This is a genomic window from Marixanthomonas spongiae, assembly GCF_003095375.1.
In the GTDB taxonomy this organism is placed as follows: domain Bacteria; phylum Bacteroidota; class Bacteroidia; order Flavobacteriales; family Flavobacteriaceae; genus Marixanthomonas; species Marixanthomonas spongiae.
Window position 1 is genome coordinate 62709 of record NZ_QEHR01000005.1, and the last position, 15299, is coordinate 78007.

Consider the following 15299-nt stretch of genomic DNA (forward strand, 5'->3'; position numbering starts at 1 on the left):
ACGGGTTTAACATTATTTTTATATTTTAGTCTTCTACCTTTAAATTTTAAAAATGAAATTAAGAATATTATTATTTATTTCACTAATTTTTTTTATAAAATTAAATGCCCAAATTGGTTTTGAGGATTATACTATCATTGATGAATCACATGCTGTGTGGGGAATTAAATCAATATACGTTATTGATTTAGATGGTGACGGTGACCTTGATCTAATTTTTGGTTCTTCTAATGTAGGTATTAACAAAATTGGTTGGTATGAGAATTTAGGAGAAGGCCAGTTTAGTGATTTAAAAATTATTGATAATGAAGCAGAAGATATAACAGATGTTTATGCTGATGATATTGACGGTGATGGAGATATAGATGTTTTATCTGCTTCTCAGGGTGACAACAAAATCCGCTGGTATGAAAACTCCAATGGGGAAGGGGAGTTTGGAACTGAAAATATAATTAATATTGATGCATCAGAAGTACAGTCTATTCATGCTAGTGATATGGATGGCGATGGAGATTTAGATGTTATATCTGCATCAAGTTATCATAATATTTCTTGGTATGAAAATTTAGACGGAGAAGGTAACTTTAGTTCTGAAAAAGTTATTCATTCTATTCCTAGTAATTCTGTTTATTCAGGTGATATTGATGGTGATGGGGATATGGATGTAGTTTCTACTTCCTATCAAACAATATCATGGTATGAGAATTTAGATAATCATGGTAATTTTGGATCTGAACAGGTCATAAATGAAAACCTTGAAGGTTTTGCTATAGAAATTTATTTGACTGATATAAATAATGATGGAAATTTAGATGTAGTTTCAGCCTCTAAATCTGATAGAACTATAGCATGGTATGAAAATATTAATGGTCTTGGAGATTTTGGAGATCAACAAATAATAAGTACTTCACAATTTGATACTGAATCTGTTCACACAAACGATATTGATGGTGATGGTGATATGGATGTAATCTCATCTTCTAGCTCTAATTTTAGTCGAATTTATTGGCATGAGAATGTAGATGGCTTAGGAAACTTTAGTACCTCAGACGAAATAGACACAAATAATTCAGGTCCTCAATTAGTTTTTACTGGTGATATTGATAACGATGATGATATAGACATTGTATCAGCTGCCGTAGAAGGCAATGACATTATTTGGCTTCCTAATACAGATGGATTAGGAAGTTTTTCTACCCGGAAAAATATTCATTTATATACAAGAGATCCTAAAGGCATAGAAGCTAATGATTTAGATGCTGATGGAGATATAGATATTGTAGTAGTATCCAGTTATGATGATAAAGTTTCTTGGTTTGAAAGTATAGATGGTGAAGGCTCATTTAGCAGTCAATATATAATTAGTAATGAAATTGATGCCCCTATTCAGGTTCAATCTGTTGATATTGATAATGATAGTGATTTGGACCTTGTAGTGTCTTCTGAAAGAGGAAAGATTTATTGGATTGAGAATATTGATGGGCAAGCTAATTTTGGCTCTGTAAACTACATAAGCAATTTTTCAGAATCTTTTGATATTGCTGATATTGATGGAGATGGAGATATAGATTTATTAACATCGGATCCTATAGGAAGAATATGGTGGATTGAAAATTTAGATGGTTTAGGTAGTTTTGGAGAACGTCAAGACATACCAGGTAATGGGCTTGGAGGAGTACATTCTGCAGATATAGACAGTGATGGCGATATAGATTTTATTGCCTCTGGTAGAAACAACTCTAACGGCTTTGTTTATTGGTATGAAAATTTAGATGGTCAAGGTAATTTTGATACTGAAAAAATAATAGCAACTGAAAATAATTCTTTTTCTTCTAACTTTCCTGCAGATATAGACGGAGATGGTGATATAGATGTAATTGTAGGAAATTATGAAATTGCTTGGTATGAAAACCTAGATGGATTAGGTAATTTTGGCCCCAAAAATTACGTATCCTCTGCATTGACAGGTCCTTTTCCTATTATTGCAAAGGATTTAGATAATGATGGTGATATTGATATTGTCTCAGCTTCATTTATTGATAATGAAATAGCGTGGTTTGAAAACACGAATGGATTAGGGGAGTTTCAATATCAATATCCTCCAATATCTAACAATGTTGATCAAGTAGATTTTGTTTCTGCAGCAGATATTAATAATGATGGAAGAATAGATTTACTATCAGCCTCAAGAGGTGATGATAAGGTGGCATGGTATGAAAATTTAGGGAGTCTTGGAAATTCAATACATGGATATGTTAGGCTGGATAGTGATTTAAATGGTTGCGATAATAAGGACTTGCCAGTTTCAAATGCATTAATTATTACAAATAATGGAACAGAAGATTTTGCAACTTTTACTAATAGTAATGGAAATTATAATATAAATGTTAATGAGGGTGTTTTTACAACTTCAATTTCTTCTTCATTACCAAATTATTTTATTTCAAACCCTTTAGTCCATACTTCTTCTTTTGTTGGATTGGGTAGTTCTGATATTGCAGATTTCTGTGTAGAACCAGATCAAACGATAAATGATCTTACTATTTCACTATATTCACTTGATGGTGCTAGGCCAGGATTTAGTTCTCATTATCAAATAACATATCAAAATAAAGGGACTACTATAATGAGCGGAAATATTGAAATCGAATTTGATAGTCCAAGTTTAGAATTTTTGAACTCAAGTATTCCAATAAGTTCACAAACTGCTAATAGTCTAACTTTTAATTATTCAAATATAGAACCTTTTGAAATAAAAACTTTTGATATAGAATTTTCTGTAAATACTCCTCCTGTAGTTGAAATAGGAGATATTCTCTTTTTTTCAGCAACAATAAACCCATTAAATAACGATATTAATGAAGCAAATAATTTTTTTTCATATAATCAAACCGTTATAGACTCTTTCGATCCCAATGATATACAAGTTCTAGAAGGAGAGGAAATTTACTTGGAAGAAGCAGATGATTATTTACACTATATTATTCGTTTTCAAAACACAGGAACAGCATCAGCAATTAATGTACGAGTAAAAAATGATTTGGACCCAAATTTAGATTGGAATACCATGCAATTGGAAAATGTTAGCCACGCTAACAGAGTTGAAATTGTTGATGGCAATCATGTGGAATTTATTTTTGATAATATTAATCTACCAGATGAAAATACAAACGAACCTGAATCACATGGATATATTCAATATAAAATTAAACCTAAAAGTACTGTAGATGTTGGTGATTCAATATTGAATCAAGCTGATATTTATTTTGACTTTAATCCTCCCATTACAACAAATACAGTTAGCACTACTATAATTGAAAATTTAAGTGTTAGCGATAACTCTATGGAGAGCGTCTCTGTTTATCCTGTGCCATCAACAGGTTCAGTTTATGTTAATTCACATACAAAGATTGTCAAACTTCAAATTTATAATGAATTAGGACAATTAGTTATGGAAAAAGAAAATAATCAGGGGGTTAAAGAAATAGAAATACATAAGTTGACAAGCGGAGTATATACAATAAAATTAATAGATGAAAGCTACAATAAAACAATTAAAAAGTTGATTAAAAAATAATCACTTTATTATCATGGAAGATAACGAACACGAAAATCCGTTTAAATTTGAAGAGATGCCCATCTACAAAAAGGCCATGGAAATTTCCAAGCTGGCCGATAAGGTTGTCGAGCTGGTAAGAGATAAACAAACGGAACTCCCAGAAGGAGCAGAAGGCGAGATGATTCAAGATTATGGGCATTACATCCGGTTGAACGCCATGACCATACCTGCCAAGATCGCTGGGGCCGAAGGAGGTGACCTCTATGACCTGCGTATGGAAAATGCAGCCATCATCCGTAAGGCTGCCCGGGAAATAAAAGTGGACTGCACCGGCCTTAAAATGTGCGGGTTTAAAGACGAAGATTATTTAGAATTGTTGCGAAATGAAATCGACGAGTTCCGACCTTTGTTTGCCGAATGGGTAAAAAGCTTTGACCAATGGAACTACATCATTGACCGGTGGGGGCTTTTCAATCCGTCAGGCGTTAATTATGACGATGAAGATCCAGATGACGACATTCCCTTCAATCCAGATGATTTTTTTGATGAAGATTTGTAGTTGATTCTCTTTTCAATCTTTATACATATACAATAAAAACTATTAATTCAGTGTTCCTTCCCTTGACAGGGGACGGTGCTATCAAGCGAAGCAAGGATGGCGGAAGGGTTTTAGAGCGAAATAAAACTGGGAGCCTTTAACTTTTTCAAATTAAATTATTTCTTCAACTTCAATAAATAAGCCGCCGCCTCAAATGGCGAAGTTTTATTGGCTTCAATTAGCTTTAATTGAACCTCCAGCGCTTTTTTAACTTTCGGGTTGTTATAAAAATCTCTTTTTAAGGTGTTTTCAATGGTCTGTAACAACCAGAATTTATTTTGCTCCGTGCGCTTGTGTTGGAAGTATTGGTTCTTTTTTGTTTCAGAAATATACGCTTCAATCAATTTCCAAACATCATCAATCCCTTCATTTTCAAGTGCAGAACATGTGAGCGTTTTTGGGGTCCAGCCACTTTCTTTGGGCGGGTAGAGGTGAAGCGCTCTATTAAATTCATTTTTGGCCATTTTAGCAGCTTTTCGATTTTCGCCATCTGCTTTGTTAATGACAATGGCATCGGCCATTTCCATAATGCCACGTTTAATGCCTTGCAGTTCGTCGCCGGCCCCGGCCAATTTCAGCAATAAAAAGAAATCGGTCATGGAATGTACTGCGGTTTCGCTTTGGCCCACGCCTACGGTTTCAATAACAATAATGTTGTAACCGGCAGCTTCGCATAGAATAATAGCCTCACGGGTTTTTTGTGCCACACCGCCCAACGAATCACCACTGGCGGAAGGCCTGATGAACGCATTGGGGTCTTTAACCAATTCTTCCATTCGGGTTTTGTCGCCCAAAATGCTGCCCTTGCTCAACGAACTGCTGGGATCTACGGTAAGGACAGCTACTTTATTTTCTTTGGAAGTCAATAGTTTTCCAAAACTTTCAATAAACGTACTTTTTCCAACACCGGGTACGCCGGTAACCCCAATGCGGATGGATTTATTGGCGTGCGGCAAACAGGCTTCTATAATTTCCCGTCCTTCTTGTTGGTGTTTTTCAGCAGTACTTTCTATTCGGGTTAAAGCGCGGCTTAATTGTGTTTTGTTCCCCGCAAGTAAGCCTTCGGTAATTTGTTGGGTGGAAGGTGTTTTACTTCGGTTTTTTTTCAAGCGTTCTGCGGCCAACGGGTTTAATCGCGTAGGTTGATCGATTCCTTTTTTTTCTGAAAGTGCCTTGTTATGTTCTTGCTTTTCTGCCATTGCTGAAATTTATGACAATTTTATGAATATCGGTTTTAAAAAGCCATGAAACCATAGTATATTGAATATTATTAAATAAAAAAACAAAAATGGAAATAATGTACAAGGCTGTTTCGATAGCCAAAGGAGCAAGAAAAGGACATGTTAAAACCGAAGACGGACCAATAGACCTTAATCTGTCAGTGCCTAAATCAATGGGCGGTGACGGTGGTGACGGTACCAACCCAGAACAATTGTTTGGATGTGCTTACGCAGCTTGCTTTGGTAGTGCCATAGAGGCCATAGCTGAAAAAAAAGGTGTTGAGTTGGATACCGAAGAAATAAATGTCACTGCGACCATTGGCATAGGTAAAACCGAAAAAGGCAATCTGCAATTAAAAGCGACATTGGATTGCTATATTCCCGGAGTAGATGTGGAAACGGGGGAAGACTTGGTCAACGAGGCACACGTAATCTGTCCGTTTTCTAGGGCCACGCGAGACAATATTACAGTAACGCTCAACTTAATGCTGGATGAGTAATTGTACGTTTTAGATTACTTTACACTTATAAAACGAGCATTAAATATATAAAAAATCCCTTTTCGCATTGAAAAGGGATTTTTTTATAATGTTTCGATAATTACATGGCTTTCAACGGGATAATCCTTCCCGTGTCTTCATCACCGTCCTTTGAGTTGTTTTTTTTTGAGTCTTTATCGTGTTCTTTCTCTTCAACTGCTTGTTGAGGTTCTGGCTCAAAATGGGTTTCTTTATGCTGTTCAGATTGTTTGATGTACCACTGCAATTTTTGTTTTTGTTTTTCCAACAGGCTTAAAATGTCGTCGGGTAATTCCTTACGTTCCAATAGTTCGTCATAGCGCTTAATATTGTTAAGGTCCCTTGCGATGCACTGATTTAAAATCACGGTTGCATTGAATTTCTCCAAAGCTTCTTTAATTTCATGCCACGTACGGTCTATGTTCCCTTTTTCTGAATCTTCCTTTAACGGTTCGATTCCGCGTGAATGCAGCTCATTTGAAATATCATGGCTCATCCGGTTGCGTTCGGTGGCCATATAATTCAAAAACCGTTTTAAATGCGTGGCATTGGCATCCTGGGCTGCGTTATAGTAGAGCTTTTCGGCTTCAAAACTGGCAACCAGCAAACGGTTCAGCTTATTAAAATCGGCGTATTTCTTCTTCATAATGAGTGATTTAATACCAAATCTACCATTAAATTTCTATTCCCGAGCTTAAATTTATATTTAATTTAAGCTAAAATATGTTAAGATTTGCAACACATTCATAAAAGTGTCGTCTTTTAACCGAACAGCAACCAAAAAACCATCTAACTTGTCCACATCCTTACTTGTTGAGCAGTGCAAACAGTACAACCGCAAAGCGCAGTTGGCGCTGTACAACAAATATTGCGATGGTATGTTTATCGTGGCTCAACGGTATATGCGGGACACGGCAGCAGCCGAAGATGCCATGCAAGAAGCGTTTATCAAGGCGTTTCAAAAACTCGAGCAGTTTAAAGGGGACGTCACCTTTGGTGCTTGGTTAAAACGCATCGTGATCAACACCTGCTTGGATGCCATTAAGGCAAGAAAGATGGAATTGCAACCCTTGCACGACGAAACCTTGCATATTGTAGATGACGATGACGCATGGAACGTGCCGGATAAAACAACAATAAAGGAGGTAAACGCGGCCATTGAAAAATTAAACGAAAACCATCGGCTTGTGGTGAAACTATATTTACTGGAAGGTTATGACCATCAGGAGATTTCAGAAATACTGAATATTTCGGAAAGCGCATCACGGACCAATTTGCACCGTGGAAAAATACAATTGAAAAAACAACTAAAACAGTTACAAAATGGCACAGGATATTAGAACTATGTTTAAAGACAGGAAAGAGGCGGCCATAAAACCCCCAAAAGGACATAAGGCCCGGTTTGAAGAAAAACTCGATGCAGCATTTGGGGCGCCAAAACCTTTAAGAGCTAATAATGCACGTTTTGTTTGGCTTAAAGTTGCCGCCGTTGCTATCGTTTTGGTCTCAGTTGGGTTTTTTGGGTACCAACAGCTCTCAAGCGAAGAACCCGTTAACGTTGTCGAAGTGCCCAAGCAACATCCCGAATCCAGCGGTACCATGGCAACGATTACCCTTGGCGACCTCTCGCCGGAACTTAAAAAGATAGAAAACTATTACCAGAGCGGCATCAATGTGCAATTGGCCTCCCTTAAAATAAAAGACGAAAATAAAGAATTGATCGATGGCTATATGCAACAATTAAACGAACTGGACAAAGAGTATAAACGCCTCACGGTAGATTTAAATGAAGCAGGTCCCACCGAGGCAACCATCACCGCATTGATCGATAATTTGCAATTACGTTTGGAATTGCTGTTCAAACTTAAAAACAAATTAAAAGAACTAAAAAACCAAGAAAATGAAACTACACGTATTATTTAAAACAGTGATACCCACAATGCTATTGTTGCTATGCACCACCATCAGCATGGCACAAAAACAGTACAAAGAAACCTTTAACGTAAAGGATGATGTTACCGTTTTGGTAAACACCAGCCACACCAATATTATTTTTGAAACTTGGAACAAAGACAAGGTAGAAGTAGAAGCCTATATTGAAGGTGGGAATCTTTCCGAAGCCGAAAAACAAGAACTGTTCGATAATTGGAACCTAAGCGTTTTGGGCAACAGCAACAAGGTAGTTATTACCTCAAAAGGGGGTGGCCGTTGGAATGGCGTAGCCTCCATGAACAATATGGAATCGCTACAGGATCTGGAGTTTTTAGGTCCTATGCTGAAAGACATGATCACGCCTATGGTCACCAATATGAAAATTCCCAACCTGCCCGATGATTTAATGAAGGATTTGAGCAGTATCGATTTTGATTACGAAGAGTTTATGGAAGACAAAGAAGCGTATATGAAAAAATTTGAAGCCCAGATGGACAAAAAATTCGGGAAGGATTTTGAAGTAAAAATGGAACGATGGGGCAACGAATTTGCCGAGCAGTTCAACGAAGAAAAGTCCGATAGTATTGCAGCCCATTGGGAGTCGCGAATGAACGCGTGGGGCGAAAATTTCGGGAAAAAAATGGAAGCTTGGGGAAAACGTTTTGAAAAAGAAATGGAAGAAAAATACGGTAAGGATGGAAAGTACTCCAAAAAAGTGATTACTGGTCCCAACGGCAACAAGACCGTTATTATTCAAGGCAGTAAAACCACTACATCAAAGAGCGTAAAACCAAAAGGCGTAAAAACTATAAAAATAAAAATGCCTAAAGGAGCAAAAACCGAAATTAATGTGCGACACGGCGATATTGAAATGGCAGATGCGGTAAACGTCAGGGCTACGTTAAACCATTCGCCTTTCACGGCAAACAGTATTGATGGGGGGAACACCCTCATCAATGCTTCTTATGCGCCGGTAGTGGTAAACAATTGGAAGGATGGGTCGCTCTACATACAATTTGTGCAAAACTGTACGATTGCCGATGTTAGTAAAATCAACCTAAGGGCAAACTCCAGTGATGTCCTCATCGGTACGATCGCCAATGAAGCGGTCTTGGCAGGCTCTTTCGGAAACCTTAAAGTTTCAGATATTTCCGAAGGATTTAAAAACATTGATATCCTTTTGGAAAACACCGATGCTAAACTGTCTATGCCCGAAACCGCTTTTTCTTTTTATTTCAATGGAAAACAGTCCACGTTAAAATACCCAAAATCGCTGCAATTGAACCGAATCAAAAACAACAACCGAATATTGGTAAGCGGGTATCACAAAAACAATAAAGGTGGAAAGAATTTGACCGTCAACGCCAATTACAGCAATGTTCGCATTCAATAAGAACGTAGAACCCTTGGCAAGAAAAAAAAGCATGTTTTACTTCTTCTAAGTGGTAATGGTTATGCTTCTTCCAAAGATTTTTGCAATACTTTTATCTTATCCCGCAACTTGGCAGCCATCATAAAGTCTAATTCTTTAGCCGATTTTTCCATGGCTTTTCGCGTATCGCGTATTTTCTTCTCTATTTGCGGTTTGGTCAAATATTCATCTTCAGGTTCTGCGGCAGCCAAACTATCGGCTGTTTCAAAAGTATAAGCTTCTTGTTTTGATTTTGCCAACGTATTTTCAAACGACTTTTTAATCGCAGTTGGCGTGATGTTGTGTTCTTTGTTATACGCTATCTGTTTTTCCCTCCGGTATTCGGTCTCATCGATCGTTTTTTGCATGCTGTTGGTTATTTTATCAGCATACATAATAGCCTTTCCGTTTATATGACGTGCTGCCCGGCCTACAGTTTGGGTCAAGGAACGGTTGCTGCGCAAAAACCCTTCTTTGTCGGCATCGAGTATGGCCACCAAGGACACTTCTGGTAAATCGAGTCCTTCCCGTAATAAGTTAACACCGACCAACACATCAAACAACCCTAAACGTAAATCTTGCATAATTTCAACGCGTTCCAGCGTATCCACATCACTATGGATGTAGCGGCAGCGAATTTGAACACGGGTCAGGTATTTTGTTAATTCTTCCGCCATCCGTTTGGTGAGGGTGGTGACCAACACCCGCTCGTCTTTTTCAATGCGGAGTTGCATTTCTTCCAGCAAATCGTCAATCTGATTTAAACTGGGGCGCACTTCAATAGGCGGATCCAATAATCCAGTAGGCCTTATAACTTGTTCTACATAAACACCGCCACTTTTTTCCAATTCATAATCGGCTGGGGTGGCGCTCACGTAAATCACTTGGTTTTGTAAGGCTTCAAACTCTTCAGCTTTTAATGGACGGTTGTCCATTGCTGCCGGTAAGCGGAACCCATATTCCACTAGATTTTCCTTCCGGCTGCGGTCGCCACCGTACATCGCCCCTACTTGTGGAATGGAAACGTGGCTTTCATCAACTACCATTAAGTAATCATCGGGAAAATAATCCAACAAACAGAACGGTCTTGTGCCAGGCAATCGTCTATCGAGATAGCGGGAATAATTTTCAATCCCACTGCAATAGCCTAGTTCGCGTATCATTTCCAAATCAAAATTAGTACGTTCTTCCAGCCGTTTAGCTTCCAGCGGTTTGCCTATTTCTTTAAAATAATCGATCTGTTTTACCAGATCATCCTGAATTTCACGAATGGCGCCTTGTAGCACATCGGGCGAAGTAACGAACATATTGGCCGGATAGATATTCAACCGGTCGTATTTTTCCAGTACTTCATTTGTTTTGGGATCAAAAGCTTCAATTTCTTCAATTTCATCGCCAAAAAAATGAATTCGGAACGCATCATCGGCATACCCCGGATATACATCGACGGTATCGCCTTTTATCCTGAAGTTTCCATTGTGAAATTCCGCTTCGGTACGGGCGTATAAACTTTGTACCAACCTGTGCAACAATTTAGTGCGCGAAAGGGTTTGGCCTTGTTGTAAACTGATGACGTTTTTCTGAAATTCCACCGGATTCCCAATACCGTACAAACAAGACACCGAAGCCACCACGAGCACATCCCGCCGTCCCGACAATAGGGAAGAGGTGGTGCTCAGCCGAAGTTTCTCTATCTCTTCATTAATGGAAAGGTCTTTTTCAATATACTGTCCGCTGCTTGGAATAAAGGCTTCTGGTTGGTAATAATCGTAATACGATACAAAATATTCCACCGCGTTATTGGGGAAGAAATTTTTGAATTCTGAATATAATTGCGCGGCCAAGGTTTTGTTGTGCGCCAAGACCAAGGTAGGTTTCTGAACTTCTGCAACAACATTGGCGACCGTAAAGGTTTTTCCGCTTCCGGTAACGCCAAGTAAGGTTTGATATTTTTCTTCGGAATTAAGCCCGTTTACCAACGATTTTATCGCTTCCGGTTGGTCGCCGGTGGGGGTAAAATCTGATACTACTTTAAACTTCATAGGTTCTTTTTCAATGCGATGCAAAAATACTGAAAATGTAGGTAGTAAGGTGTGAAAGAAACCTAAACGAAATTTTTGTTAGTTAACTTTCTGAAGTGAAAATCAAACTTATAAGTTAGTATAGTTTTCGGCCTTCTCAAATTTAAATTTGAATGACTATTTATGATATAAAGGTATCCTCCAACCGATTATCAATTTAGTCTTATGTCTTTCGGAAACGACTACTTACAAATCACGTTTCTTCAAGATAGCATAACTCCAATACACAAACAGGAATGTCCAAACCAGCACGATAGCAACATTTAAAAACGTAACATCGTAGCTTTTGGTAAAGTTTTCGCCCAATTGTGTGGCAGCAGATTGCACAGCGCCTAGACGCGTCATCGGTTCTTTAATTAGGTTGCTCATGGCTTCTAGAGGGAAAAACTGCGAAATGGTTTCGGCAATATCGGTTCCTTTGAAGAATTGCCATTTTAACAAGCCGTAAACGATACTTTCAACAATCCACCAAACCACTAAGAAACCTATGGCAAACGCTGAACGTTTTACTAAAATTCCTAAAAACATGCAAAAAGCAAAGAAACCGACCAACTTGATAAAATAGGCTAATAAGTATTCCATATCGCTGAAGATGATGCCGAATTCATTATAGTCTGAAAAACTGAGCCCCAAAATCATTGAAACGATAAAAACAAACAAAGTGGATATGAGTGCAAAACCAATGACCGTTATAAACTTGGATAATACAAATTCTTTTTTGCTCAAGCCATCGATGAGATTTTGCTTTAACGTGCGATAGCTGTACTCGTTGCTCATCATGGAAACAATAACGATGGCCAAGAATATTTTTAGAATGGCTGCTACATAGGTATTAAAGTGCCAAATAAACGGGAAGTTAAAAATTCCTTGGTCGGCTACTCTAAAGTTTACACTGCCTAAGGGAAATTCTATCGAAGCGATCAAAGCAATAAATGTAATCAATACAAAGTAAACGATCGAGATCACTTTCGCAGAGCGGTTGTACCTTAATTTTTGAAGTTCTATATTGAGAAGTCGTAGCATGCGGTTGATTAGTTTAGGTTTTTGGTCAATTCAAGAAACTGCTCTTCCAAGCTTTCTTTTCGTTTCACTAAGTGGGACAGCACAATTCCTTTTTGCTGCAATTCTTGATTCAAGGTGGAAGCATCCATCGGTTCTTCCAGATAAGCAACAAGTGTATCGCCTTCTTTCTTTATTTTTCCGAAACCGGCGTGATTTTTTAACTCGGTTTCCAAAACGCCCATATCGCTTGCCTGAAGGATAAAAAAGCCGTGGCTGGCGTTCATTTCATCTACCGTACCGGTATAAAGGCTTTCCCCTTTCCGAAGGATCACCACATGCGAACACACTTTTTCAACCTCGTCCAAAAGGTGGGAAGCCAATAAAATAGTGGTCCCTTCTGAAGCAATTTTCTTGATGATTTCCCGTATCTGGTGGATCCCCTGTGGGTCCAACCCATTGGTGGGTTCATCCAAAATTAATATTTCAGGATCGTTCAACAATGCCGAAGCAATCGCCAAGCGTTGTTTCATCCCCAGAGAAAACGTTCTGAACTTGCTATTTTTTCTATCAAGCAAACCAACCACTTCCAATTTTTCGTCAATTTTTGAAGTGGGAACGCCTTTTATTTTACAGACCAACGCCAAGTTTTGCACCGCTGTCATATACGGGTAAAAGTTGGGGTGTTCGATAATGGCTCCTACTTTTTTTAAGGCGTTATGAGTAGAATCACTACCATCAAACCAATGATAGCTTCCGTTGGTTTTATTGACCACATTAAGGACAATGCCCAAGGTGGTGGATTTCCCGCTTCCGTTGGGGCCTAAAATTCCGTACACGTTTCCTTTTTCAATGGTGAAAGAGAGGTTTTTTACGGCGGTAATAGGGCCAAATTTCTTGGTGAGATTGTTAAGGGTGAGTATGGATTGCAAAGAATTGTGTTTTTTGGGTTAGCTATTTATATGACGAATGAAGTTGGGTTTTGTTACAATTTAATGCTAGGCCTTCGATACACTTCGATAAACTCAGCACATCGCATCCTTTCTAACGTCGGGACACTCAGGCACCGTTAAAAATAAAAATAAATGTTTGGTGCTAGGTGCTGGATGACAGATAAAAGAGTTTTCAAACACCCGTCATCTGTCACCCAGCATCGATCACCCGTCATCTTTAAACTATGACTTTTCCTCTTTGTTGAAATACACCAAATAATAGTACATCTGCTTTTCTTCGTCCCAGCCTTTTTCCACAAAACGTTCCGCACTGTCAGGGTTAATGAAATCCATTTTTATCTGGATGTTGGTGTCGAGATTGATCACATTTTTAATCTTCTTTCGGGCTGCACTTACGGCGGTGTTCGCAATTGGGAAGGTGGTTAGGTCTTCAATTTTGTATTTGGGGGCCTTTTCGGTTTTGTAATGATTAAACTCTGGTACCAAAGCGGGGTTATCAATCACTTCGTTTACAAAAGAGCTTTCTTCAAAATTATCGTTTTTGGCGAAGTGGTTTACGGCACGGTTCATAAACATGACTTCCTGTTGCTTGTCTTCAGCGGGCAAAACGACGTCTTTGGCGAAATCCTGACAGAACTTTAAATATTTTTTAGTGAAGAAATTTTCATCTTCAAACGCGTCAATGCCTAAAAAACTTTCCAACCAATACCGGGCGTCATAACGGTTGCTATCTATAGAAAGCACTTTGTAGCCTTCTTCTTTTTTTACGTTGAAAATAAGTGCCCCTTTATCCAGTTTTTTCAAATTGACGCCTTGCTGCAAAATGGCATCCAATTGGTCACCTTGTTCGGCAAATTGAAGGAAATCTTGTTTTATCTCAGATTTAAAAATACCGATACCATCTACCTTTTCATTGTCAATTTGCAACCCTTCGAGGTAGGCAACATACACTTCGCCATTTTTGATGTGCGGGTGCATAGATTGATCAAAAAGATGTTTGGTGATTTTTTTGCTGTGTTCATGGATGCGTTCAGGGTTATCGAAAATTTCAGAAACAGTGTTGTATAAATCGTGAAATTCCAAATCGGCTTCGTGACGGAACTGAAAATAGTTTTCTTCTTTATCGCGGAATGGTTTCAGGAAGAATTCTTTTAACAAAGGCCGTATTTCATCGTCCATTTTATAAGGCGCCGAAGAGAGAAAAATACCTTCATTACGGCTTTTGTTTCCTACCCTGTGAATAGAAAGAGAAGCGATATGTGCAGCGTATAAGTTTATCATTTGAAATGTAAAATGTTAAGTGTAAAATTAACTGAAAATTGTAGCCTTTAAAGCTACTGTAAAAAGCTGAGAACTTTGGCTGTTTTAATTCCAGTTTTCGTCAAAATCGAGATTGTCGTAGTCTTCGGGGTCTAAGCCCATTTCATCTTCTTCTTCAGAAAATGCATCGTCCATATCCTCGATAATAAATTCACGTTCTGGGGCTACGGCCGGGATTTGACCTTCCACGTACATTAAATTTGGGTAGCTCATGCCATCTTCGGGCTCAACAATGTCGGCCAGTTCTACCATAAACGTCCACATGTTCAGGTAGTCGTATATGTAAAGCAATCGTGTTTGTTCGCGCCAAACGGTATCTTCCAAGCGGTTTTCGCTCATTACGCGAACGGAACCGGGTTTGTCGCCCATATCAAACAAAGCGATTTCTTCACCTTGTTCCCATTTTTCGTTGCTTACATAAAAAGAAGCCATTTCTTGCCCTTCAAAACCGAAGGATTGCAAGATTACATTATGAAGGTCTTCCAAGCTATCTGAAGCTTCAATTTCAATATCCCTAAAAACATCTTCGTGCGTGTCGAGAATAACCCTAAAACGGTACACCATAACTGAAAAATTTAGGGCGCAAAGGTACAAACAATTCGTCTTTTGGGAAGGAGAATAGAGGATTAAATATAAAGACTCTTTGAGTGGGTAGGATAATGTAATGACACTTAATATTGCGAGCTTGTATTTGTTGGTAACCAACTG

At 38.5% G+C, this 15299-nt stretch carries 13 protein-coding genes; 6 read left to right on the forward strand and 7 right to left on the reverse strand.

Annotated features, from left to right (window positions below):
* The first annotated feature begins 52 nt into the window (after window positions 1-52).
* Window positions 53-3577, forward strand: coding sequence for a T9SS type A sorting domain-containing protein (locus DDV96_RS08495; protein WP_116694339.1), 3525 nt, complete (start codon window positions 53-55; stop codon window positions 3575-3577).
* A gap of 13 nt (window positions 3578-3590) precedes the next feature.
* Window positions 3591-4118, forward strand: coding sequence for a hypothetical protein (locus DDV96_RS08500; RefSeq protein ID WP_116694340.1), 528 nt, complete (start codon window positions 3591-3593; stop codon window positions 4116-4118).
* Between the two features lie 155 nt (window positions 4119-4273).
* On the opposite strand, the gene meaB is transcribed toward DDV96_RS08500, so the two are convergent.
* A complete protein-coding gene (meaB, locus tag DDV96_RS08505) occupies window positions 4274-5356 on the reverse strand; it encodes a methylmalonyl Co-A mutase-associated GTPase MeaB (RefSeq protein ID WP_116694341.1) in 1083 nt (360 codons plus the stop codon).
* 89 nt (window positions 5357-5445) lie between these two features.
* On the opposite strand from meaB, the gene DDV96_RS08510 reads away from it, so the two are divergent.
* On the forward strand, window positions 5446-5877 hold the full coding sequence (locus DDV96_RS08510; RefSeq protein WP_116694342.1) for an organic hydroperoxide resistance protein: 432 nt from the start codon (window positions 5446-5448) through the stop codon (window positions 5875-5877).
* A 100-nt stretch (window positions 5878-5977) separates the two neighbouring features.
* Here DDV96_RS08510 and DDV96_RS08515 read toward each other — a convergent pair whose 3' ends face one another.
* Complete coding sequence (locus tag DDV96_RS08515) at window positions 5978-6541, reverse strand: PA2169 family four-helix-bundle protein (protein WP_116694343.1); 564 nt, start codon at window positions 6539-6541, stop codon at window positions 5978-5980.
* A 148-nt stretch (window positions 6542-6689) separates the two neighbouring features.
* Here DDV96_RS08515 and DDV96_RS08520 point away from each other — a divergent pair, with 148 nt between their 5' ends.
* From DDV96_RS08520 to DDV96_RS08530, 3 genes are read left to right on the forward strand one after another with little or no spacing between them, the layout of a single operon-like run.
* Window positions 6690-7235: an RNA polymerase sigma factor gene (locus DDV96_RS08520; protein WP_116694344.1), complete on the forward strand. Its 546-nt coding sequence runs from the start codon at window positions 6690-6692 to the stop codon at window positions 7233-7235.
* Window positions 7219-7818 (forward strand): hypothetical protein, encoded by a 600-nt coding sequence (locus DDV96_RS08525; RefSeq protein WP_116694345.1) that lies wholly within the window; start codon window positions 7219-7221, stop codon window positions 7816-7818. Before DDV96_RS08520 ends, DDV96_RS08525 begins: the two co-directional genes overlap by 17 nt.
* Window positions 7796-9220 carry a YggN family protein gene (locus tag DDV96_RS08530; RefSeq protein ID WP_116694346.1) on the forward strand — a complete coding sequence of 475 codons (1425 nt, stop codon included), beginning with the start codon at window positions 7796-7798 and terminating at the stop codon, window positions 9218-9220. The genes DDV96_RS08525 and DDV96_RS08530 overlap by 23 nt, the downstream gene beginning before the upstream one ends.
* Before the next feature lie 59 nt (window positions 9221-9279).
* Here DDV96_RS08530 and uvrB read toward each other — a convergent pair whose 3' ends face one another.
* From uvrB to DDV96_RS08555, 5 genes are all read right to left on the reverse strand, one after another.
* On the reverse strand, window positions 9280-11280 hold the full coding sequence (gene uvrB, locus DDV96_RS08535; protein ID WP_116694347.1) for an excinuclease ABC subunit UvrB: 2001 nt from the start codon (window positions 11278-11280) through the stop codon (window positions 9280-9282).
* Between the two features lie 225 nt (window positions 11281-11505).
* Window positions 11506-12342 (reverse strand): ABC transporter permease, encoded by an 837-nt coding sequence (locus DDV96_RS08540; protein WP_116694348.1) that lies wholly within the window; start codon window positions 12340-12342, stop codon window positions 11506-11508.
* A gap of 8 nt (window positions 12343-12350) precedes the next feature.
* On the reverse strand, window positions 12351-13250 hold the full coding sequence (locus tag DDV96_RS08545) for an ABC transporter ATP-binding protein (protein ID WP_116694349.1): 900 nt from the start codon (window positions 13248-13250) through the stop codon (window positions 12351-12353).
* Between the two features lie 243 nt (window positions 13251-13493).
* On the reverse strand, window positions 13494-14552 hold the full coding sequence (locus tag DDV96_RS08550; RefSeq protein WP_116694350.1) for a nucleoid-associated protein: 1059 nt from the start codon (window positions 14550-14552) through the stop codon (window positions 13494-13496).
* Window positions 14553-14636: 84 nt separating this feature from the next.
* Entirely contained in the window at window positions 14637-15155 is a 519-nt protein-coding gene (locus DDV96_RS08555; protein ID WP_116694351.1) for an IS1096 element passenger TnpR family protein, read from the reverse strand.
* Between the last annotated feature and the right edge of the window lie 144 nt (window positions 15156-15299).

Excerpts from the sequence above, each read along its gene's own strand:
- DDV96_RS08495 (WP_116694339.1), top strand. The coding sequence starts at position 53 with ATGAAATTAAGAATATTATTATTTATTTCACTAATTTTTTTTATAAAA.
- DDV96_RS08500 (WP_116694340.1), top strand. The coding sequence starts at position 3,591 with ATGGAAGATAACGAACACGAAAATCCGTTTAAATTTGAAGAGATGCCC.
- meaB (WP_116694341.1), bottom strand. The coding sequence starts at position 5,356 with ATGGCAGAAAAGCAAGAACATAACAAGGCACTTTCAGAAAAAAAAGGA.
- DDV96_RS08510 (WP_116694342.1), top strand. The coding sequence starts at position 5,446 with ATGGAAATAATGTACAAGGCTGTTTCGATAGCCAAAGGAGCAAGAAAA.
- DDV96_RS08515 (WP_116694343.1), bottom strand. The coding sequence starts at position 6,541 with ATGAAGAAGAAATACGCCGATTTTAATAAGCTGAACCGTTTGCTGGTT.
- DDV96_RS08525 (WP_116694345.1), top strand. The coding sequence starts at position 7,219 with ATGGCACAGGATATTAGAACTATGTTTAAAGACAGGAAAGAGGCGGCC.
- DDV96_RS08530 (WP_116694346.1), top strand. The coding sequence starts at position 7,796 with ATGAAACTACACGTATTATTTAAAACAGTGATACCCACAATGCTATTG.
- uvrB (WP_116694347.1), bottom strand. The coding sequence starts at position 11,280 with ATGAAGTTTAAAGTAGTATCAGATTTTACCCCCACCGGCGACCAACCG.
- DDV96_RS08540 (WP_116694348.1), bottom strand. The coding sequence starts at position 12,342 with ATGCTACGACTTCTCAATATAGAACTTCAAAAATTAAGGTACAACCGC.
- DDV96_RS08550 (WP_116694350.1), bottom strand. The coding sequence starts at position 14,552 with ATGATAAACTTATACGCTGCACATATCGCTTCTCTTTCTATTCACAGG.
- DDV96_RS08555 (WP_116694351.1), bottom strand. The coding sequence starts at position 15,155 with ATGGTGTACCGTTTTAGGGTTATTCTCGACACGCACGAAGATGTTTTT.